General features: G+C 68.1%; 14 protein-coding genes. 4 read left to right on the forward strand and 10 right to left on the reverse strand.

Going from position 1 to position 21,764, the window contains the following annotated elements; genetic code table 11:
• Positions 1 to 48: 48 nt before the first annotated feature.
• The 3 genes from ABT352_RS15505 to ABT352_RS15515 all read left to right on the forward strand — a co-directional run bounded on the left by ABT352_RS15505 (position 49) and on the right by ABT352_RS15515 (position 5,450).
• Positions 49 to 2,343: an MMPL family transporter gene (locus tag ABT352_RS15505; RefSeq protein WP_350945487.1), complete on the forward strand. Its 2,295-nt coding sequence runs from the start codon at positions 49 to 51 to the stop codon at positions 2,341 to 2,343.
• A gap of 311 nt (positions 2,344 to 2,654) precedes the next feature.
• Positions 2,655 to 3,395, forward strand: coding sequence for a MerR family transcriptional regulator (locus tag ABT352_RS15510; protein WP_350945488.1), 741 nt, complete (start codon positions 2,655 to 2,657; stop codon positions 3,393 to 3,395).
• Between the two features lie 126 nt (positions 3,396 to 3,521).
• Complete coding sequence (locus ABT352_RS15515; RefSeq protein ID WP_350945489.1) at positions 3,522 to 5,450, forward strand: S9 family peptidase; 1,929 nt, start codon at positions 3,522 to 3,524, stop codon at positions 5,448 to 5,450.
• 633 nt (positions 5,451 to 6,083) lie between these two features.
• On the opposite strand, the gene ABT352_RS15520 is transcribed toward ABT352_RS15515, so the two are convergent.
• From ABT352_RS15520 to trxA, 7 genes are all read right to left on the reverse strand, one after another.
• Positions 6,084 to 7,253, reverse strand: a complete 1,170-nt coding sequence (locus ABT352_RS15520; protein WP_350945490.1) for a zinc-dependent alcohol dehydrogenase — start codon at positions 7,251 to 7,253, stop codon at positions 6,084 to 6,086.
• Positions 7,250 to 8,143: an SRPBCC family protein gene (locus tag ABT352_RS15525; RefSeq protein ID WP_350945491.1), complete on the reverse strand. Its 894-nt coding sequence runs from the start codon at positions 8,141 to 8,143 to the stop codon at positions 7,250 to 7,252. The genes ABT352_RS15520 and ABT352_RS15525 overlap by 4 nt, the downstream gene beginning before the upstream one ends.
• A gap of 423 nt (positions 8,144 to 8,566) precedes the next feature.
• A complete protein-coding gene (locus ABT352_RS15530) occupies positions 8,567 to 9,037 on the reverse strand; it encodes an ester cyclase (RefSeq protein ID WP_350945492.1) in 471 nt (156 codons plus the stop codon).
• Between the two features lie 124 nt (positions 9,038 to 9,161).
• Positions 9,162 to 10,313 carry a glutathione-independent formaldehyde dehydrogenase gene (locus ABT352_RS15535; protein WP_350945493.1) on the reverse strand — a complete coding sequence of 384 codons (1,152 nt, stop codon included), beginning with the start codon at positions 10,311 to 10,313 and terminating at the stop codon, positions 9,162 to 9,164.
• A 204-nt stretch (positions 10,314 to 10,517) separates the two neighbouring features.
• Positions 10,518 to 10,967: a DUF1931 family protein gene (locus tag ABT352_RS15540; protein WP_350945494.1), complete on the reverse strand. Its 450-nt coding sequence runs from the start codon at positions 10,965 to 10,967 to the stop codon at positions 10,518 to 10,520.
• 27 nt (positions 10,968 to 10,994) lie between these two features.
• On the reverse strand, positions 10,995 to 12,665 hold the full coding sequence (locus ABT352_RS15545) for an FAD-dependent oxidoreductase (RefSeq protein ID WP_350945495.1): 1,671 nt from the start codon (positions 12,663 to 12,665) through the stop codon (positions 10,995 to 10,997).
• A complete protein-coding gene (trxA, locus tag ABT352_RS15550) occupies positions 12,649 to 13,092 on the reverse strand; it encodes a thioredoxin (RefSeq protein WP_350945496.1) in 444 nt (147 codons plus the stop codon). Before trxA ends, ABT352_RS15545 begins: the two co-directional genes overlap by 17 nt.
• An 821-nt stretch (positions 13,093 to 13,913) precedes the next feature.
• Between trxA and ABT352_RS15555 the strand changes: the two genes are divergently transcribed.
• The gene (locus ABT352_RS15555) at positions 13,914 to 14,480 is read left to right on the forward strand and encodes a hypothetical protein (RefSeq protein ID WP_350945497.1); all 567 of its coding nucleotides are present in this window, start codon (positions 13,914 to 13,916) and stop codon (positions 14,478 to 14,480) included.
• A 44-nt stretch (positions 14,481 to 14,524) separates the two neighbouring features.
• Here the strand turns inward: ABT352_RS15555 and ABT352_RS15560 are convergent, their stop codons facing one another.
• The 3 genes from ABT352_RS15560 to ABT352_RS15570 form a co-directional block, all read right to left on the reverse strand.
• A complete protein-coding gene (locus ABT352_RS15560; RefSeq protein ID WP_350945498.1) occupies positions 14,525 to 18,877 on the reverse strand; it encodes a caspase, EACC1-associated type in 4,353 nt (1,450 codons plus the stop codon).
• A 1-nt stretch (position 18,878) separates the two neighbouring features.
• Positions 18,879 to 19,322, reverse strand: coding sequence for an effector-associated constant component EACC1 (locus ABT352_RS15565; RefSeq protein ID WP_350945499.1), 444 nt, complete (start codon positions 19,320 to 19,322; stop codon positions 18,879 to 18,881).
• A gap of 1,820 nt (positions 19,323 to 21,142) precedes the next feature.
• Positions 21,143 to 21,754, reverse strand: a complete 612-nt coding sequence (locus tag ABT352_RS15570; RefSeq protein ID WP_350945500.1) for a GntR family transcriptional regulator — start codon at positions 21,752 to 21,754, stop codon at positions 21,143 to 21,145.
• Positions 21,755 to 21,764: the final 10 nt, after the last annotated feature.

The following is a 21,764-nucleotide window of genomic DNA, read 5'->3' on the forward strand; positions in this document are numbered from 1 at the left end:
GAGTGGCTGTGAACCCACTTCCACAACACACCATAGGAGGAGAACCTCATGTCCGCACTGCTCTATCGCCTCGGCCGATGGTCCTTTCATGCCCGCAGAACGGTCGTGGCACTGTGGGTGCTCGCGCTGGCCGCACTCATCGTCGGATCGTCCGGATTCGCGCGTCCGTTAGTCGAGGGCTACAAGATCCCCGGCACGGAAGCACAGCGGGCGATGGACGACCTGGCCGTGTCGTTCCCGGAGGCGAGCGGTTCATCGGCGCAGATGATCGTTGTCGTACCGCCCGGGCAACGTGCGGACGATGCGCCTGTCCAGCGGCAGATCGCGGACGCGGTCGTTGCGATCGAGAGCGTTCGGGGCGTGGCATCTGTCTCCGACCCGTTCGCCGCGGGACATCTGTCGGGCGACGGTCGCGCTGTTCTCGTCCCGGTGCAGTTCTCCCAGGCGAGCGCCGATATCGCCGATGCCACGTTGGCGAGCATCGTCGATGTCGGCGAGCGGACGGAGCGCGCGCTGAACGACGGCTCGCGAGTCGCCGTCGGCGGTGAAGCCCTGGGCGCGGTAGAGCTCCCGCACGATTCGGCGGGCGAGATTTTCGGCCTTGCGTTGGCCTTCCTCGTCCTCCTCGCGACCTTCGGGTCGTTCGTCGCCGCCGGTCTTCCGCTGCTCGCCGCGGCCATCGGCGTCGGCGTGAGCTTGACCGCCATCGAGGTCGCCACGGCACTGGTGGATGTGTCGTCGACGGCGCCGGTGCTTGCGACGATGCTCGGCCTCGCCGTAGGGATCGACTACGCGTTGTTCGTTCTCTTCCGGCACATGCGACACCTGCGAGATGGCATGGGGGCCGCGGAGTCGATCGCCCGCGCCGTCGCGACCGCGGGATCGGCCGTCGTGTTCGCGGGCCTTACCGTCGTCATCGCGCTGGTCGGCCTCGTCATCGTGGACATCCCGTTCCTGACGGCGATGGGTTTCGCGGCGGCGGCGGCCGTCGGAATCGCCGTGGTGGCGGCTCTGACTCTCGCGCCGGCGCTCATGGGTTTCGCGTCGCCCCTGCTCGCCCGCGGACTCGCTCGCCGTCGCCTCCGCATCGAGCGACGCGCCGCCTCGCGGCGGCGAGCGCACCGGCCGGGCCCGGGAGTCGTGCCGCACGCGAGCGTCTCCGGGAGGTTCTTCGGGGGATGGGTGCGACTCGCCACCGCACGGCCCCGCACGACCGTCGCTCTCGTCATCGCATCGGTCGGCCTCATCAGCATCCCGGCGCTGGATCTGAAGCTGGGGCTTCCGGATGCCGGCAGCGAGCCCGTGACCTCTCCCGTGCGCGAGACCTACGACCTGATCACCGAGCACTTCGGGCCCGGATTCAACGGCCCCCTCCTTCTCACCGGCCCGATCGCGGCGAACACGGATCCGATCGAGGTCATGGCCGACATCGCGAAGAAGGTCGGCAAGCTGGAGGGCGTCACCGACGTGCCCTTGGCCGTGCCCAACACCGACGGCACGGCCGGTCTGATCACGGTCATCCCGGCGAGCGCACCGGAATCCGAGGACACGAAGCTCCTCGTCCGATCTCTCCGCGCCCTCGCCGTCGAGATCGAGTCCGAGCACGGTGTCGACCTCTCCGTCACCGGGTACACGGCTGCCGGGATCGACGTGTCCGCCCTGCTCGCCGATGCGCTCCTGCCGTACATCGCGTTCATCGTCATCCTGTCCCTCATCCTCATGACCATGGTGTTCCGTTCGATCTGGGTGCCCGTCAAAGCGACCGTGGGCTTCCTCCTCACCATCGGGTCCGCGTTCGGCGCGGTGTCGCTGGTGTACTCCTGGGGCTGGTTCGCGGAACCCCTCGGAGTCGAGCAGACGGGACCGGTGATCACCTTCATGCCGATCATCGCGCTGGGCGTCCTGTTCGGGCTGGCCATGGACTACGAGGTCTTCCTCGTCTCGGCGATGAAAGAGGAGCACGCCCACGGCACGGGTGCGCAGGCAGCGATCACGCACGGATTCCTCCGCTCGGCACCGATCGTCACCGCGGCAGCACTGATCATGTTCGCCGTCTTCGCGACGTTCATCCCCGGCGCGGATGCGACGATCAAGCCGATCGCGCTGGCACTCGCCGTGGGCGTGTTCGTCGACGCGTTCGTCGTGCGTATGACCTTCGTGCCCGCGGTGATGAAACTCCTCGGCGAGAACGCATGGCGAATGCCGAAGTGGCTCGAGTCGCGACTGCCGTCATTCGATGTCGAAGGGGAAGGGCTCGACCGTCGCCTGGCAGACGTTGCCCAGACGCCCGCGCCTTCGGGCGAGACCACGGTCACCGAGGTCTCCGACCGAGCGCGGACCTGACGGAAGAAGCTCAAGGCGGACGCGGCCGAACTCGCGGCGCGAAACGACAGGCTCCGCCAGGACCGGCGCCACCTCACCCCCCATCTGGCAGGACGCCTACAGGACGTCGGTCGTGACCACCCTTGACTCCGACGTAACGTCAGAGTCTCTCCTGGTCGTATGCCCCTCGAACAGGACCTGTTCGTCGTCTCCCATCTCGCGTCGCAACGGCGGAGGACGGCTCCACGGTCCTGGCCGGGGTCGGCGTCGCCGGAGCCTCGTGCTGCCGGCTGTGATCGTCTCACGCGCCTGGAATCAAAGGAGCCGTCCGAATGCTCAGCAGTGAGCTCGCCGAACTGGCCGGCGTCACCGTCCGCACGTTGCGCCACTACCACCAGATCGGGCTGCTGCCCGAGCCACCACGCTCGGCCGGGGGATACCGGAACTACGACGTCGGCCACCTCGTCCGGCTCCTGCGCATCACGAGAATGACCGCTCTCGGCGTACCGCTGTCCGCACTACCCGCGGTGCTGGACGATCCGGCGGCCGCAGAAGAGCTGCTCGACGAGCTCGATCGCCAAGCCGCCGCCGACATCGAACGGCTCACTGCCCGCCGGGTCGGCATCGCCGCGCTGCGCCGCAGCGGCGCCCCACCCGACCTGCCGCCGGAGCTTTCGGCATGGCGTTCCGCCCCGGCGGCCGGGATACCGGCGGACATGGCCCGCTACGAGCACGAACAGCTCATCCTGCTCGGACATCTGCTCGGCAACGACGGCCCGGCAGGAGCCGCCGCCCTGTTCGGTACGGCGAATGACGTCATGTCCACATCCGCGCCGCTGACGGCGCGCTTCTACGCCCTCGCCCCTGACACCCCGGACGACGAGGTCGCATCGTTGATCGACGAGCTGGTCGCGCACCTCAAGCCGGTGATGGCGCGACTGGCCGTTCTGTCCCCGCTCGACGCGCAGGCCTTGGCGCTGATAGACGAACTGAACGAACTGACTCTCAGGCCCGTGCAGCACCGCGTTCTGCGCCGGGTGCAGCAGCGGCTGGCCCGGCCCGACGGGGCCTGATCGGACTCCGAGGCGCTTCGCCGGCGGGCCTCTGTGACTCAGATCATTCCGTGTGCTCTTGAGTATGACGCGACGTCGGGGGCTGGACTCAGGGGTGCCCGCACCCATCGACCACGAGGATCCATCATGACCGCCCCGTCGAAGCTGATCGCTGTCGAAGAGTTTTTCGGCCCACCCGCCCGTAGCCGGGCTCTGCTGTCCCCGGACGGCACGAAGGTCGCCTACCTCGCCCCGTGGCAGGGGCGACTCAACGTGTTCATCCGTGATCTGAACTCGGACTGGGCCGACCCCGACGACGTACACGACGCCGACGCCCCGGGCGTCCTGCGCGTCACCTCCGACACCCGGCGCGACATCGGCACCTTCCTCTGGACCGCCGACAGCCGCTACCTGCTGTTCCACCAGGACACCGACGGCGACGAGAACTGGCACCTGCATCGCGTCGACCTGACCCGGCCCGACGATCCCGCGGTCGACCTGACTCCCTTCGAGGGCGTGCGGCTGATCGGCGCGCACTTCCCGCCGGACCGGCCGGGGACGGCTTTCGTGCAGCTCAACGCACACCGTCCCGACCTGATCGACCTGTTCGAGCTCGACCTGGCGACCGGCCGGCTGACCTTGATCGCGGAAAACCCCGGCGACGTCCTGTCCTGGCTGAACACCTCGGACCGGTTGCTGGTCTTCACCATCGAGGAGGGGGGCGACCATGTGCTGTCGGAGTGGGCTCCGGGTGAGCGGCGCCCGATCGCGCGCTTCCCCGGCACCGATGTCCTCTTCGGGGTCGCGCCGGTCGCGCCCACCCCGGACGGGAACGGACTGTGGATCGGTTCGTCGCGCGGCTCGGACCGCACCCGCCTGGTCCGGGTCGACCTGGCGACCGGCGAGGAGATCGGGGTGGACAGCCACCCTGTCTTCGACCTGGACACCCCCCGCCCCGAGGTCGACCCGCGCTTCCCGTCCTCGCTGATCCTGCACCCGGGCACCGGGGAACTACTCGGCGCCCGTTACCTCGGCGTCCGTCAGGAGATCCACGCGCTCGACCCGCACTTCGCCGCGGTGCTGCCACGACTGGCCGAACTGTCCGACGGCGACCTGGCCCACGTGTCCTGCGACGCCACGGCCCAACGTTGGGTGGTGGACTTCACCCACGACCGCGATCCCGGCGTCACCTGGTTCTACGACCACGCCACGGGACAGGCGCGCCGCCTGTTCCGGCCGTTCCCGCACCTCGACCCGGCTCAGCTGGCCCCGGTCACCCCGATCGCCGTCCCCGCCCGCGACGGCCTGACTCTGCCCTGCCACCTCACCCTGCCGGCCGGAACCGAGCCACGCGACCTGCCGACCGTGCTGCTTGTGCACGGCGGACCGTGGTACCGCGACAGCTGGTGCTACGACCCGGAGGTCCAGTTCCTGGCCAACCGCGGCTATGCGGTGCTGCAGGTCGACTTCCGAGGCTCCACCGGTTACGGCAAGGCCCACACCCAGGCCGCGATCGGCCAGTTCGCCGGACGCATGCACGACGACCTGATCGACGCCCTCGACTGGGCGATCGAGCAGGGCTACACCGACCGGGACCGGGTCGCGATCTACGGCTCCTCCTACGGCGGCTACGCCGCCCTTGTCGGGGCCGCGTTCACCCCGGACCGGTTCGCCGCCGCGGTCAGCTACACCGGAATGTCCGACCTCGTCGATCTCGTCCAGTCGGTCATCCCGGTCGCCCGTCGCCTCGCCGAGAACAGCTACCTGCGCTACATCGGCGACCCGGACGACCCCCGCCAGAAGGCCGACATGCTCGCCCGCTCACCGATCAGCCGGGTCGACGACATCACCGCACCGATGTTGCTGATCCACGGCGCCAACGACGTTCGCGTCGCCCGCCGCCACTCCGACCGCGTCGTCGACGCGCTTCGCTCCCGCGGCGCCGAGGTCGAGTACCTGCTGAACGATGCCGAGGGCCACTGGTTCGTCAACTCGGACAGCAACATCGAGCTGTATCGCACGCTTGAGCGCTTCCTGGCCCGGCACCTGGGCGGACGGTCTTCGACCACGTCCTGATCCCCGATTCACGGCGGGCGGGGCGACGGCAGCACGCCGCCTCGCCCAGGACGATCCGAAGACGGCGGGGTCGCATCCCGGTGTCGGCACAGCCCGATCGGCATCGCCGGTCCAGGAGCAGGAGGGCCGAGGTCAAGATCGCTTCCCTCGCTCGGCGATCTGGTGATCACCGAGCGCGGGGACAGGGTGAGAAGGGAACGACGATACTCCCGGCGCGCCGAGCACGAGCGCGATCAACGGGCGGGGTTTCGGCTGTCGTCAGCCGGCCACTGGAGTCGCCCGGCGGCGTGACCGAGTCGGGCCACGGTGGCACCCCCAGCAGCGGAGCGGCCGACGGCGGCCGCAGGCGGTCGAGACCCCATGGCACCCTCCCCTGCTCTATCGCAGATGAGCAGCAGGAGTCGCCGGTGCCGCGGCGGGGGTTCTCCCAGGACGACCTCGACCTTGTCGCAGGTAATCGGTCACTATCTGCGGTAACCGACCATGGTCGGCTCAACCGCTGACTTCTGCATCCGGACTCCTCGAAGACCTACCGCCAGAATCCGGCCCGATCCTTCCTGGAGGCCTACCTGACGGAGCGGCGAGCCACCGCGGAGATCGGGTGGAACCGGCTCTGGGCCGCGAAGGCCGGCGTTATGGAGTGAGGACCACCTTGTTGCACTCGTCCTGCTTGTTCTTGAACAGCTCGAACGCGTGCGGCGCCTTGCTGAGCGGCATCCGGTGCGAGATGACGAAGCTCGGATCGATCTCGCCTCCGCGGATCCGCTGCAGCAGTGGCTCCGTGTAGCGCTGCACATGGCACTGGCCGGTGCGGATGGTCAGCGACCGGTTCATGAGGGCGCCCATCGGGAACTTGTCCACGAATCCGCCGTAGACGCCGATGACGGACACCACGCCGCCGTTGCGACAGGCCATGATGGCCTCGCGCAGCACGTACGGGCGCTCGGTCTCCAGCCGGGCGGCCTGCTTGGTGCGGTCGTAGGCGTACACGGCCGGAGTCGGATGGTGGGCCTCCATGCCGACGGCGTCGATGCAGGCGTCCGGACCGCGCCCGCCGGTCATGTCGCGCAGCGCGTCCAGCACGTTCACCTCCTCGTAGTTGAGGACCTCGGCACCGGTCCGCTGGACCCGCCTGAGCCGGTACGGGAAGCGGTCGATGACGATGACCCGGTCGGCGCCGAGCAGGAACGCGCTGGCCGCGGCGAACTGCCCGACCGGCCCTGCGCCCCAGATCGCGATCGTCTGGCCCGGCTTGATGTCGCACATCTCCGCTCCCATGAAGCCGGTGGGGAAGATGTCCGACAGGAACAGCACCTTCTCGTCCGGCAGGTCGTCCTCGACCTTGATGGGACCGACGTCGGCGAACGGGACGCGCACGTACTCGGCCTGCCCGCCGGGGAAGCCGCCCAGCATGTGGGAGTAGCCGAAGATGCCGGCGGGCGCGTGGCCCATCAGCTTCTCGGCGATCCCGGCGTTGGGGTTGGAGTTCTCGCACACGGAGTAGAGGCCCTCTTCGCAGGCGAAGCAGGCACCGCAGGCGATCGGGAACGGCACCACGACGCGGTCGCCGACGTGCAGGTCGCGCACGCCGGAACCGACCTCGACGACCTCGCCCATGAACTCGTGGCCGAGCACGTCACCCTTCTTGACGGTCGGGATGTAGCCGTCCACGAGGTGCAGGTCGGAGCCGCAGATCGCGGTGGAGGTGACGCGGACGATCGCGTCGCGCGCGTTGAGGATCTGCGGGTCGGGTACGTCTTGGATCTCCAGGCGGTTGCGGCCCATCCACACGTTGGCTTTCATGCCCGTCCTCCGATCGGTTGTGCGGGACGCTGGTGGAGCCGGCGCAGAGCGCGGTGACCCTCGGGACTGCCCTCGGAGCGGACCACCTCGCCGGTCTCCATGACCTGCTTGAAGCGGCGCAGGTCGTCGCGGACCTGCTCCTCGGGGTGCTCGCCGAACATCCGGGCGACGGCGGCGGCGAGCTTGTGGCCGGGCGCGCCGTACTCCAGCGAGACGTCCACGACGGTGCCGCGCCCGCCGGGGCCGTCGGTAAAGCTGACCAGGCCTGCGGTGGAGACGCCGGTGCCGGGCACCGACCGCCAGGCGATCAGGTCGCCGGCCCGCTCGTCGATGATTTCGGCCTCCCACTCCAGGTCGACGATCGGGCCCTTGGCCTTCCAGCGGGAGCGGCGCTGGTTGATGGTGCGCACCGAGTCCAGGTGCACCATGAAGGAGGGCAGGTTTTCCAGGTCCCGCCAGAAGCGGTAGACCTCCTCGCGCGGCTTGTTGACGGTGATGGAGGCGCGCACCTGCAGTGGGCCCTTGGCCTTGGAGGTGCCGCCCCGGGCACAGGCGACGTCGAGGGCGGTGATCCCGGCGACCGCGCCGAGCGCGGCCAGCACGCGGATGCGGCGGGCGCCCGTGCGGTTGGCGGCGGCCTTGCCGAGGACGCCGAGATCCATCGTGTCGCCGGCGACCCTGCTCCACGCCCATTGGGCGGGGTTCTTGGCGCCGAGCAGCAGCGCGGCGTGCAGGAGCTCGCGCCCGCCGACGAGCCTGGCGACGGTCGTGGCCTCGGGCGCGTCGTCGACGCCGCACAGGCGGGTCACGGCGCGTGGCGCCGCCAGTTGCGCCGCGCCCAGCGCGAGGCTGGTCCACCCGAGCGCACGGGCGAATTTGTTGATCATCATGCCCCCCTGACACAGGTTGCGATGGTATGTGCGCACGCCGCAGGCGGCCCCGATCTGCCGACGCCCCCGCTCCTACCGTCTCCTTCCCTCCGACAAAACCGACGACACCAGCAGATTCAGGCACAAAAGGCGTACTTCGCCTGGATGGCCGTCCGCGACGGGTTTCGCATCCCGCGCCGAACCTGCTGACGGCCGAACAACGCCAAGCGGTGTGTGACGGCGCCCGAGCAGGCACCGGTGGTTCCAAAACTGACGATCATCATTGACGCCTCGGCATCCGGCCCACTATGGAAATCCACATGTCTCGGCCCAGCCCTCGCCCGATCGTGAGGCCAAGTGGCGCTTGGCGATCATCCGGCATGTAGAGGAGGTCACCGAAAACGTCGCAATGCCGTACCGGTGAACGGCGGCGACATCGAATCCTCAGCCGCCGGGCGACGACCGTCCCTGGCCGACGGATGATGAGCGATCGGCGAAGACGAGTTCGCCACCCAGTTGGCTGTACAGCTCCAGCTGGTCGTAGTAGATCCGATGAGAGAGGATCTTGTCGTTGCCGACGGAGCAGGTGCTGGTGCCGCGAACGGCGACGGGACGGCCGGTTCCGTCCAGCACACCCCCGCAGGGCAGCATGAAGGGCCCGTTATGCGTGCCGGTGAGCATCCATTCGGTCACCACGGGATCGGCGCAGAACACCGTGTGCCACACCGTCATACGCAGGTCCGGAAACCCTTTGAAGACCTCCTCGTAGAACGAGGCGATCTGGTCGTGCCCTTCCGCGACGCCCTCCGGAGTCACCAGGACCCCGTCCTGGCTGTGGCACTGAAGGACACGATCCAGATCGTGGGCGTTGAACGCCTCGAACAGCTTGTCCTTGAGCGCGCGAGCGTCGCCCATGGTCATCCCCCCTTCGACAGGAACCCTTCCGGCGACGGACGCGTCATCACGGTGGCCGGCCTTCGCTCGGGACCGGCCGCCGTGGTGGCGTGCGCACTCGCGGCGGTGGTTCTGGCGCCATGTATCAGTTGAGCTCGCCGGGATGGAGGACGACCTTGGTCCAGCCGAGATCCCTCCGGTCGAAGTGCTCGTAGGCGTCCGGCGCGCCGTCCAGGTTCAGTTCGTGCGAGACGACCCAGGACGGGTGGGCCTTTCCTTCGTGGATGAGTGTCATGAGCGCCCGGTTGTAGCGCTTCACGTTGCACTGACCGTTGCCGATCATCTGGCCCTTGAACCAGAACATGCCGTAGTCGAAGGCGATCTCGCCCTGTTTGAAGAGATCGTCCGGGCTGCCCGGGTCCGACGGGATGAAGACGCCGACGACGCCGATGGTTCCGGTGAACTTGACCGATCTGACGAGGTTGTTGAGCGTCATGTTGGGATGCTCGTGCCCCTGTGGGTCGTGTGCCTGGTAGCCCACGCACTCACAGCCCCGATCGGCTCCCCGGCCCTGGGTGAGCTCCATGATCTGATCGACCGGCGGCGACTGGGAGTCGTCGATCGCGATCGCGCCGATCTCCTCGGCTTTGGCGAGCCGGTCGGGGTGGCGGTCGACGATCATCACCTTGCTCGCGCTCTTGAGCGTGGCGGAGTAGGCGGCCATGAGCCCGACGGGCCCCGCTCCGTAGATCACGACCGAGTCGCCCGCCTCCACCTGGGCGAGTTGAGTCGCGTGCCAGCCGGTCGGCCAGATGTCGGCGAGCATCACGTAGTCGTTCTGCTTCTCCTTCGCGTCGCCCGGGAGGACGAGGCAGTTGAAGTCGCCGTACGGCACGCGCAACAACTCGGCCTGGCCGCCGTTGTAGGGCCCCATGTCCGCGAAGCCGTAGGCCGCCCCGGCCATGCCCGGCTCGGGATTGGTGGTGAGGCAGTAGGCCGTCAGGCCCTTCTCGCAGTTCATACAGAAGCCGCAGGAGATGTTGAACGGGATGCAGACCACGTCGCCGACGCGGACGTGGTCGACGGCCGATCCGACCTCGACCACTTCGCCAAGGTTTTCGTGACCGAGGACGCGGCCCGTCTCGAAGTCCGTCCGGCCTTCGTACATGTGCAGGTCCGACCCGCAGATGTTGGTCGCGGTGATGCGAACCAGGACATCGGTGGGCCGCTCTATGCGCGCGTCCGGGACTTCCTCGACGCTTACCTGTCGAGGTCCGTTGTACACGATTGCTCTCATGATTTCCTCGCATGCAGTTGATCGCGAAGGATCGCCTTACCCGTCGGCGACGGGGCGAGAGGTTCTACGCCGTACAGCAGGTCAACGTTTCGTTCCTCCTTCCTCGCTCGCCGCGGCCGCGCCGCGGGAAGGGGCCGGCGCTGAACTCACCGGGCGTCCGGGGCGGGCCGTTCCCGGCTGATCGCCGACGCCGTCCCGGCCGCCTCAGAGCAGCAGGTCGAAGACACGTGTCGTGCGCTCCCACTGCTCGGTCGCGGGGTTCTTCACGTCCGGATCCACGATCTTGAAAGCCTGAGCCAGTGCCACCGACAGGCCTCCGACGATCTCGGGCAGGCGGCCGACGGTCTCCTCACCGATCGACAGGTCGAGTGGAGGCAGTGCGGCGAGCTGCTCCAGGATGGGTTTCAGCTCGATGTCCTCATCGAGGAGGCGGAACCGGTGAATGCTCTCCTGGAGGCCCTTGGTGACGGGTAGATCCCAGGGTTCGACGATGTCGCGACGGTTCGCCTTCGCGTGGGCCTGGCCGATCATCAGAAGGTCGTGGAGCTTGTCGTTCACGAAGTCGCCGTAGCGCCGGAGGTCGTCCTTGTCGACATCGACACCTGCGGCACTGCGGAAGAAACGTTCGAATCTCGGCACCGCCATGACAGCCATGGAGGTCTCCTTCCTTCCGGCCCGGAGTCACTCTCCGGCCTGGAGGTAGTCGTGGATCAGCCGTACGGCCATGGCGCCTTCACCGACCGCCGCGGCCACCCGCTTGATCGACCCGCTCCGCACGTCCCCGGCGGCGAACACGCCCGCCCTGCTCGTCTCCAGCGGAAACGGCCGGCCGGCGGAGTCGGGCGTGTCTTCCTTGCCGCACCGGGTGGCGTCCGCGCCCGTCAGGATGTAGCCCCGCGGGTCGAGCGCGATCTCGTCGGCCAGCCAGGCGGTGTACGGCTCCGCGCCGATGAAGATGAACATCGCGCGGGCCTCGATCGTGGAACGCTCGCCGGTGACGTTGTTCTCGGCGACGACCGCGGCGAGCCTCTCCTCTCCCATCAGCTCCCGGACCTCGGTGTTCAGCATGACCTGGATCTGAGGGTGCCGTTCGATCTCGACGGCCAGGTAGCGGGACATGTTCGCGGACAGCGCGTCCTCGCGCACGAGCAGCCGGACGCAGGCGGCGTGCCGGGCCAGGAACAGGGCGGCCTGGCCGGCCGAGTTGCCTCCGCCCACGACGACGATCGGATCTTGCTCGCACATCTGGGCTTCGAACATGGTCGCCGCGTAGTAGACGCTCGTGGGCTCGAACCTTTCCAGATTCTGGACATCGAGCCTCCGGTAGCGGACGCCGGTCGCGACGATCAGGGTCCGCGCGCGGATCGTGCCGCCCTCCCCGACCGTGACGATGTGATCACCCGCGTCCAGGCGCAGTCCGCACGCCTGCGCGGGGACGCAGAAACCCGCGCCGAACTTGCCGGCCTGGATCGCCGCACGCTCCGCCAGTTCACCGCCGGAGATCCCGGACGGGAAACCGAGGTAGTTCTCGATCCGCGAGGAGGTGCCCGCCTGACCGCCCGTCGCGACATCGTCCAGGACCATCGTCGCAAGACCCTCCGACGCCCCGTAGACCGCCGCCGCCAGCCCGGCCGGCCCCGCCCCGATGACGAGCAGGTCGCATCGGGTCTCCTGCACCCGTGGTGCGAGGAGCCCGACCGCCCGGGCCAGCTCCGCGTTGCTCGGGTTGCGAAGCACCCTCTCGCCACCCCAGATCACGACCGGGGTCTCCTGCGGGGTGACGCCCATGCTCCGCAGGAACCGCTCCGCCTCCTCGTCCTGCTCCAGGTCGATCCACCGGTGCGGCAGCCGGTTGCGTGCCGCGAACTCCCGCAGCCGCCGGGAGTCTGCTGAGAAGCGGGAGCCGATGATACGGAAGCCCGCCCCCAGTCCGATGAGCATCGTGCGGCGGATGAGGTAGGCGCGCAGGATGAGGTCGCCGAGTGCCTGATCCCCGGCGACCAGATGGCGAAGCGCGTCCGCCGGCACGGCGAGAACCTCGCCGTCCTCGGCCACCACACCGGTGACGAAGCCCACCTGGCCGGTGAGCACGTTGAGCTCTCCCAGGAACCGGCCAGCCCCGTGGACACCGATCACCTGATCGTCGGTTCCGAATCCCTCGACCGTCGCCACCTTGCCGGCCAGGATCGCGAAGAACTCGGTGCACGGAAGACCCTCCGCGTACAGGACCTCGTCCCGACGGACGCGGCGCCGCTCACCGTGCGGAGCCAGCGCCTGGAGTTGCGCGTCGCTCAGCCGCGGGTACGCCCCCTGTGGGTCCGGCGTCTCGCGAAGCTCAGCCGGCCAGCGCATGGTCCACCCATTCGCGCAGGACGGGAGCCGGTGCCGCGCCCGATCGCCGGGTGAGGACCCTGCCCTGATCGATCACGACAAGGGTCGGGATGGCCTGTACGGTGAAGCGCTCCGAGAGCCGGGGCGCTTCGTCCACGTTCACCTTCACCAGCTTCAGGCGACCGGCAAGATCGGCCGCGACCTGTTCCAGCGCCGGGCTGACCATGCGGCACGGGCCGCACCACGGTGCCCAGAAGTCGACGACCACCGGGACCCTGGCCGCCTCGACGACCTCGCTGAAGTCGTCGTCCCCGGCCTCGGTGACCCAGGGAAGCGGCTGGTGGCAGTCGCCGCACCGCGGGATTCCCGAGGCGACCCTGGGCAGCCGGTTCTTCCGCCCGCATTTCGAGCATTGAACGACGCTCGCGTCCTTGGTCTGTGACCACATGGTCAGACCTCCGGATTCTTCTACGTCATCGAGAGTGTGCCGCCGGTCATGCGACATGGATGACCGCCCCGTCGAGGGCGTCCCCGGCAACCGGTTCGCCGGTCTCGGCGGCCGCTCGGTGACTCGGTGACGAGCCGCTGCTCAGCGTCCCCCATATTCCCAAGCTACCTCCGCCGCCAAAGACGCCTTGCAGCACCCCCCAACGCTGACCAGCGACTATCCCCGCGTGTGATCCCTCGAGATCACCGCAGGCCGGCACCACTCCGCCGGAAACGACCACCCCGAGTACGGCTACAGCGCCACCCTCACCCTCGCCCCCACACCCGCTCGGTTCCCGATTCCTTCCCGCAACCGGCACTCGGCCCGGTCGTGGACACACCAGGCGAACGCATCGGCGCCAACGCCATCGTCGCCCGGACCATCCTGATCGCCTTGCTCGTCACCGTCGCCAACGACCACTTCCTCGACCAGTGGCGCCGCTGATACACAAATGGCCGCTCTGCTCGCTCCCATTGAGCTCCACTTCCTGCAGCGGAGAAACGGGGAAGAGGTCGGGTCCCCCGCGCTCGGGTCGATGACCTGATCGTGATCGCCTCAAGCGGTGTTCGCCTAATGGCGCAACGAAGCTCCTGACAGACGGGCTGGTGAGAACGAAAGGGCTCAGCGAAAAAGCCCGGCTCCATGATCAGGAACCGGGCTTTTCGATCTGGTGGGTCGTTCACGAGTAGGTCTGGCCTGCGGCGAAGCGCCCTTCCGGAGATCGCTTCCCGGAACGAAAGTGATCGTTTCCCAGCGGTTGAGGAGGGCCAGGAGCTGTTACGGTGCTCCTCGTGTCGCGTCCGGATCCCCTTCTCGATCTCATCCACCGCACTCCGGCGGCCGCCGAGCTGCTGGCATGGCCGTTCGACTTCGACATTTCCCGCACCGATCACCTCGAAGCGGTGAGGCTGGCGTCCGGTGATGCGCTTGAAGCAGTTGCCGGTGATGGCTCGGGCGGGACGTTCCTCCTGTGTGGGGAGGCGTCGGGAGAACGGCCCGTGCTGTACGCCGACTCCGAGGGGCAGTCCGGGCTGATCGGCCACGATCTGACCGCCGCGATCCAGCTGATCGCGAGGGTCCCGTACTGGAGGGACTGTCCCGTACGCGCCTCCGGCGGACAGGCATTCACCCTCCAGGTCTTCATCGGCTCCAGCGGATTGGGCCGTGAATATGATCGTCATGGCGGGAAGGGTAGCGGCAAGCCAGGACAAATCTGCAGGTCGGTAATGAGCCGCGCAACACGCTGTGGCGCGCGAGCAGTGGGGGCGAAGACTTCGCCCGACTGTCCACAGCGCCTCAGCAGTCGGAACCCGATCCGGCGTCTTCCCACAAAAGATCAGCAACGGTGAACGGAGCCTGCTCACGATCCTTCACCAGAGGAAGCTCTGCGCCATTAACCGCACTGCGGAGTGTAGAGGGTGCCCGGAAGGTATTGCCGCCATTCCTCCCTGGTAATAGGGATACCCGAAGTCTCACAGATCCTCTTCTCAGCCAGCGCGACATCGACACTCCAGAACTGGGCGGTCGTGTCCCCCGAGGCGGTGGCGAGGGTCCCGGTCCCGGGATGGAACAGCACGCTGTACACCGTTCCCGAATGGCCCGACAGGACCGCCCACAATCTTGGGCTGGTCGCGTCGCCCACCTCCCACAGACGCACCGTCTGGTCGGCGGAAGCGGTCGCCAGCATGCGATCACCCGGGCCGAAGGCCACCGACTTCACCGCCGCCGAATGGCCACGCACCTCGGAGAGTTGCCGTGGCTTGGAGGGAAGAGACACGTCCCATATGCGTGCTGTTCCATCGTTGGACGCCGTGGCCATGCGGGTACCGTCGGAGCTGAAGGCCACGGAACTGACGTCAACAGAGTGTGCGGTGATCCTTGAGAGCATCGAGAGACGCCGAGGGTTCGAGGCGTCCCATATCGTTACGGTCCTGTCGGCGGACGCGGTGGCCAGGTATCGCCCGTCCGGGCTGAAGGTGATGTCCCAGGCGGCATCGCCGTGTATACGCCTGTCGAACAGCAGTTTCGGCTTGGCCGGCACGGACAGGTCCCACAGCTCGACCGAACCACACCCGCATGCCATGGCCAGCAGCTTCCCGTCCGGGGCGAACGCCACGGCGTCGGCCCTGCTTGCGTTGCTCCTGAGCGTGGCCAGAAGCCGGGGTTTCGCAGGAACGGCGATGTCCCACAATCGCCCCAGTCCGCAGCCGCACGCCGTGGCCAGCAGCTTCCCGTCGCGGCTTAGCGCGACCCCATCGATGGTGTTGCTCTCCTCCCGCACGTTGGCCAGGAACGTCGCCTTCCGGAAGTCCGAGACGTTCCACAGGCGGGCGGTACGGTCGACGGAACCGGTGACGGCGATCCGTCCGTCGGCACTGAACGCCAGGCTCGTGACGGCGTCGAGGTGCCCCCTGAGCGTGGGCAGGACCAGGGGCACCCCGGGGGTGCTCAGGTTCCACAGGCGGGTCGCGCCGTCCGAGGAGGTCGTCGCCAGGGTGTGCCCGTCCGGGCTGAAGACCACATCCTGCACCTCCGCGAGGTGACTGCCCAACGAGAAGAGAAGCAGAGGCTTCCTCGGGTCGGACACGTTCCACAGGTAGACGAGGTTGTCGGCCGAGGCGGCGGCGACCATTGACCCGTCAGGGCTGAAGTCGACCCCGTAGAGGCGTTCCTTGGCCGGATAGGAAGTGCTCAGATTCACGGGCCTGTCCGGGCGCGACACGTTCCATAGAGACATGCCCCAGTCTTCTGACGCGCTGGCCAGGGTTTTCCCGTCAGGGCTGAAGGAGACATGGCTCACCGCGTTGATATGACCCTTGATCGTGGAGAGAAACCTGGGCCGCCTACCGTCCGAAACATCCCACAGCCTGATGGTGTGGTCGTTGGAGGCCGTGGCCAGCAACCGCCCGTCCGCGCTGAAGGAGGCGTTCCGTAATCCGGCCTCGTGGCCTTCCAGTGTGGAGAGAAGCTCGGGGCGGCCTGGGTCTGCGACACTCCAGAGTTTCGCCGTCTTGTCATCCGAGGCGGTGACCATGGTCCCGGCGGCACTGAAGGTGACGCCGTTGAGCGTCCCCCGATGCCCGGTCACCAGGGCCGTCATCCTCGGTCTCCTGGGGACGGTGACGTCCCAGAGCCGGGCCACGTTACCGGCGGAGGTGGTGGTGAGTAGGCGACCGTCCCGGCTGAACGCGACCCCGGTCGCCGGATGGGAGTCCACTTTCAGCTCCGCCAGTTTCGTTGGCCTGCTCCGATCGTGGACGTCCCACATCTCGACCGTGCCATCCGCGTACGCCACCGCGATGTTCCTGCCCCGGGGGTCGAACGCGACCTGGTACGCCTGGGCGTGGTCGGCGATGATCCTGGTCGGCGCGGCACGCGAGGCGGTCGACAGCAGCGCTCCCCGGGATTCCGGGGTCGCGCTGATACCGTACGCGGCGAGGATCAGCTGGGCTCCCAGCGTCCTGTCCGTGAGGCGGTTGCCGATGTCGGAGCTTCGCTGCGAGGTCACGTCGTCGCGCTGCTTCTGGACGGCCCTTGCCTGTAGAAAGGCCGCGACCCCCGCCACCGTGGCGACCAGCAGGAGCACCGAGAGCGCCGCGATCACCTGGCGGGTGATCCGCGTGCGGCGACGGCGGAGCCGCATGCCGGCCTCCAGGAAGGCCGTCTCCAGCGGCTGGAGATCCCCCTGCTCCAACTCGGCCGTGACCTTGCGCGCCGCGACCAGGCGGGTGTCGGTGTAGAGGTACGCGGGGTCGCGGTCGTGCTGGTCCCAGGCCGCGGAGTCCTCCGCGAGCTGTTGCTGGATCATGAGGTTCGCCCGGTTGGCGTCGATCCACTCCCCGAGCTGGGGCCAGGCTCGGATGAGCGCCTCGTGGGCGATTTGAACGGTGTTCTCGCCGACAGTGATCAGGCGCGCGGCGGCGAACTCGTCCAGCACCCGCCGGGTGGACGCGTGAGCGGCCGAGACCGGCGGTGGCAACAGTTCGGGCAGCGCGACGACCCGCCGGGTGTCCTCGGTGCCCTCCTGGAGGTACACCAGCCTCAGCAGGATCCGCCGCGCCGTCCTCTTGCCCTCGTCGTCGAGCCGTGAAAGGGCCGCGTCCGCGCTGGCGGCGATGGCGTGGTCGATGCCGCCGGTGGCGTGGTATCCGGCCAGCGTCAGTACCTGTCCCTCGCGATGCTGCCAGGTCGCGAGCAGCGCGTGCGAGAGCAGGGGAAGCGAGGCCCGCGCGCTCGCGGACATGGTGGCGCTGGTCGCGCCGAGCTCACGCAACAGGAGATTCGCCAGACCGTCCTGCAGGGCCAGCCCGGAGAGTCGTGCGGGTCTTTCGATCACGTCACGCAGTTGGTCGGCGGTCATCGGCCCGACGACGACGGGATGCTCCAAAGACGCCACCAGCCGGGGATATCGGCTGCAGTGGCCGTAGAAGTCGGCGCGTACACCGATGACGACGGTGGCCGCGGGCTCCTGCCCTTCGTCCCCGCGACAGGCCGCGCAGATCGTCTCGATGAAAGCCTGCCGCGCGCTCTCGTCAGCGCAGGCGGTGAAGACCTCCTCGAACTGGTCGACGATCACCACCGGCCTGCCGGACTCGCGAGGCAGCCCTCGCAGCACGGCACAGAAAGCGCCCGGAGTCGCCGCGATCGCGCCGGGCACGGCGTGGGACGACTCCGCCGGGAGCCGAGACAGGCGCTCGGCCAGCCTTCCCAGGGGATCGTCGCCCGGGGTGATCAACAGGTGAGGGCGGCCGGCCTGCCGGAGGGCCGGGACCAGTCCCGCTCCCAGCAGGGACGATTTTCCAGCACCCGAGGCCCCCACCACCGCGAGCGGAACGTCGGCGGGAGGGACGTCCAGCACCCGGGCTCGCAGAACCCCGGCGAGCTCGTCCCTGCCGAAGAACAGATGGGCGTCCTCCGGGCCGAACGCGGTCAGTCCCTGGTAAGGGCTGAAGCCGTCCAGGCCGCCGGCCTCGGGTGGCAGGCCGGGGGAAACGGGGGCCCGGTAGGCGGGGTTGGGCGCCAGCGCGAGCATGTCGGTGTTATCGGTGGCCTGGCGGCGTGGCCGTGGCAGTCTCCTCTCGGCCAGGGAACGGTCCAGGGAGCGATAGAGGGCGTCCAGGGTGAACTCGCGCGGGCCTCGGGGGTCTCCTTCGGTGAGCAGCCGGATCAACTCGCCGGTGAAGGCGGTGTGCGGTTCTCCCGGGCGGGCCCAGGCGCTCTCCTGCCCGCTCGCCGAGGCGAGGAGGTAGGTGCCGTGCCGCCATGTCGTCTCGAACACCTCGTCCGTCGTCGCCCCCACCGGCCCCGACGCCCTGCCGGAGAAACAGCAGTCCAGGCCGATGACGATGAGCCGGGCCCGGCAGCGGGAGAGAACCTCCCTCACCGTCGAGAACGGCAGCGCCTGGTGGGCCGCCACTCCGCGCCTCAGATCGACGGTGGCCCGCGTCGCCAGGTGCAGTTCCTTGTTCGGGCCGATCAGACCGTGACCCACGTAGTAGAGGAAGAGCACGTCGGAGGCCGATTCCGCCGCCGACACCAGGGCGGCACCGATAGCGTTCGGATCCGGGGGATCGGTGAGCCTGGTCAGGTTCAGCGGGTCGAGCCCCGCGCGTTCCACCAGGCGGTCGGCGAGCGCCGTGACCGTCTCGATGACCGAAGGGACCGACTGGAGGATGGATTCGGGGGAATGCGCGGACGATCCGATCAGCAGCGCCCGGGAGCCGGGGCCGGTGAGCATTCCCGGCATCCTAGACACCTCTCGCGTCGGGTTCCGGGCCGTCGACGGCCTGGACGGCCTCCACGCCACGTCCCGGGCCCTCCACGGCTCGAACGACTTCCGCCGCCAGCGTCTGGGCACCTGCGGCATCAAGGGCTTTCACCCGTTCGGCGAGTACGTCGACCTTGGACTCACCGTCCTTGTTGACGATCGTGATCGTCACCTTGCCCGTCCGGTATCGCAGCCAGGCGATCAGGACCGTGGCCAGTACCGTCACCGCTCCGCCCGGCTCAAGCGCGATCCGCAGTGCCTCGGCCAGAGGACCGAGTGTGCCCGGGGCCGGCGGAGTATCGAGGAGGCGCACCCGGCCTGCCAACTCGGGTTCCTCTACCAGCCATTCATACAGATCGTTCGCGGCATCCACCGAATCTGGTTCGGATACGGAGATCTCAATATCCATGAGCTGCTCTTTCACGCCTATCCGATGACGCGACGAAAACACCGGCTGCGGCTACGGCGAATGTGCGACAACTGGGACTCCAGGTTGAGGCATATCTCCGGCACGACCTCCGGAATTTCTCTGCTTCGCGACGTGCTCGACAAGGTTTCGTTTGCATCCGAGGATGCCGCCAGCGGCCCGGCTTGTAAATGGAGCAAACGGAATATGATCGGCGCGTATACCTTTCCGTAATACGATGATGATCACACGACGGTACGGATGGAGGCCCACGTTCCCTTCGGCGTTAAAGACACGGGAGGTGCCATAGCACAAGCGAAGCCTCTGCCCCTACGGTCACCGATCTTTCTGTAAGAGTCGGAGAGGCCCTGCGGTAAGGGCCAGGCAAGTGTCGGTGCCCCCCGGCCCCAAGATGAAGGAAGACGGTGGCTGAGCGATCGTTCTTTCCAGGCGAAACAGGATCGACGCTCCCCGCACCGGACTCTTCTCAGCTAAGGTCCGCTGTCCCGGAAAAGGCCCTCTTTGCTCAGCGACCCTGCGGGAAATCTCATGCCTGCAGGATGTTTCCAGGTCAGACGGCCCACCCGCAGGCGGCGACGCCTTTGTTCTCCCTGCCGGTTCGTCAAGGACCTTTCGGTTCACAGGGGGGGAGAGGTCGATCGGCGCGAGAACGTTCCGAAAACCGATCGGCGATATCAAGACGAGGGGGCGGGGCTGTTTTGCCGGGCCGGCCAATCAGGCGCACCACCGACTTCCGAAACACCCCCAGACGCCTGGCCGGAAATGGCGGCGCCGACCGCCGCAGGTCAGGCTCATACCGGATCCCGGGAAAGCGGAGCGAGTGGGATCAGGTCGATGCGCCGGTCGGCCACCAGCCGAAACCGCCAGGGCCCGGCGCAGCGCGACGGCCAGCCGCGCACCAGCGGCGGTTTCGCTTTCAGGGCTGGTAGTGGCCGCTTCGGCCGCCACTGCTTCGCCAGTGCGGTTGGGTTGTGCACACCCACCGGCCGGTCCCACACGCGCTCACAGCGGTCCACCACTACCAGCGCCCTCCGCCAGGGCCACCGCACGAGCCGAGATCAGCCCACCCAGCGGCCACAGGGCCTCGGAAACGATGAGATCCCGCCCGATCAAGCGATCGGACGGGATCTCGTCAACCGTTCCTGAGCTAACTCAAGAACAGCCCCTGGTGGGGCGTTCACGAGTACGGCTGAGCTGTGCGAATCCGAGGGCTCGATGATCGCTTCCCGAACACGCAATGATCGTTTCCCAGTGCTTACAGTCCGCCGAGGAACTGATCGACTATCGGCTCGCCAGGGGCCCCGCTCCGGCGAGCCCGGCGTCGGAGGGGCTTCAGGCCGAAAACGTGGTGGCGCACGCACTACGATCGTTATCTGGGGTCGTCAAGCGAACTAAGCTGGTCAGCCGCTTGAAGGTCGTTAAGCTACGTAAGGTAAGCAGGCTGGCCGCTGCTACCGCGCCGGCGGTCAACGAGCGGCCGGATCACAAATACGGATACGACGCGCCCTCGGTGTCACCGAAGAATTGCGCGGAAAAGTGTCGGCCCCTGGCCCAGGCGGTGGTCACCGCCCCGACCGGCGCGCACCACGACGCCTCCGCCGGGCGCGGGCCCGGACCAGGAGGGATTTTCTACGACATGCCGCGGATTATTCTCGTCGGACAGGACTCTCGGGCGGAGTAGGCCCCGCTTAAGCTGCCGTCCTCCGTTTCCGGCTGCTTGTCACGCCGCCACGTCAGCCTTGGTGCCCGGTCAAGCGTGCCGTCGATACGCGCACTGGACGACGTCATCGAGATCGAGGAGCGGAGACCAGATGTGGTCAGTTGAGCGGTGCGTAGCCGAGAATGTGGTCGCGAAGCAGAGCCCCCGCGTCGGGGTCCCCGCGTTCGAACGCCGCCATGAGCGGCTCGTGGTCGGCGGCGTTCTCGCAAGGCCGCATCCGGAACAGCCGTATAGACAGGTGCGTCCACACCTCGATGCCGAGTGACTCCCACACCGCCAGGAGCACGTCGTTGCCCGAGGCTTTGACGATCTCGCGGTGGAACGCGACGCCGTGGCGTACCTGGTCGACCATGGAGGAGGCGGCCGCGGCCTGCTGTAGGCCGGCGAGGTGGACCCGCAGCGCCTCGACGGGCGGATAACGCAGCCGCACGGCCGTCTCCTCCAGGCCCGCCCGCACCTCGTAGATCTCGCGCAGGTCGGTCGCGGTGAGCCGACGGATCCGTGCGCCCTTGTGCGGCGACGACTCGACGAGCCGGAGCGCTTCCAGCTCGCGCAGCGCCTCGCGCACCGGAGCCTGACTGACGCCCAGCTCCGCCGCCATGCGCCGCTCCACCACGCGGTCACCGGGTCCCCATCGGCCGCTGATCAGGCCGTCGAGTACGGCCTGCCGGATCTGATCACGAAGCGGGAGCCGCATGACAGGTTTCATGGGTCCCATG

The organism is Streptosporangium sp. NPDC000563, from assembly GCF_040299985.1.
Taxonomy (GTDB): domain Bacteria; phylum Actinomycetota; class Actinomycetes; order Streptosporangiales; family Streptosporangiaceae; genus Streptosporangium.

Coding starts and splice junctions, on each gene's coding strand:
- trxA (WP_350945496.1), bottom strand. CDS start 13,092: ATGTGGTCACAGACCAAGGACGCGAGCGTCGTTCAATGCTCGAAATGC.
- ABT352_RS15510 (WP_350945488.1), top strand. CDS start 2,655: ATGCTCAGCAGTGAGCTCGCCGAACTGGCCGGCGTCACCGTCCGCACG.
- ABT352_RS15530 (WP_350945492.1), bottom strand. CDS start 9,037: ATGGGCGACGCTCGCGCGCTCAAGGACAAGCTGTTCGAGGCGTTCAAC.
- ABT352_RS15505 (WP_350945487.1), top strand. CDS start 49: ATGTCCGCACTGCTCTATCGCCTCGGCCGATGGTCCTTTCATGCCCGC.
- ABT352_RS15560 (WP_350945498.1), bottom strand. CDS start 18,877: ATGCCGGGAATGCTCACCGGCCCCGGCTCCCGGGCGCTGCTGATCGGA.
- ABT352_RS15545 (WP_350945495.1), bottom strand. CDS start 12,665: ATGCGCTGGCCGGCTGAGCTTCGCGAGACGCCGGACCCACAGGGGGCG.
- ABT352_RS15535 (WP_350945493.1), bottom strand. CDS start 10,313: ATGAGAGCAATCGTGTACAACGGACCTCGACAGGTAAGCGTCGAGGAA.
- ABT352_RS15525 (WP_350945491.1), bottom strand. CDS start 8,143: ATGATGATCAACAAATTCGCCCGTGCGCTCGGGTGGACCAGCCTCGCG.
- ABT352_RS15515 (WP_350945489.1), top strand. CDS start 3,522: ATGACCGCCCCGTCGAAGCTGATCGCTGTCGAAGAGTTTTTCGGCCCA.
- ABT352_RS15520 (WP_350945490.1), bottom strand. CDS start 7,253: ATGAAAGCCAACGTGTGGATGGGCCGCAACCGCCTGGAGATCCAAGAC.
- ABT352_RS15540 (WP_350945494.1), bottom strand. CDS start 10,967: ATGGCTGTCATGGCGGTGCCGAGATTCGAACGTTTCTTCCGCAGTGCC.
- ABT352_RS15570 (WP_350945500.1), bottom strand. CDS start 21,754: ATGAAACCTGTCATGCGGCTCCCGCTTCGTGATCAGATCCGGCAGGCC.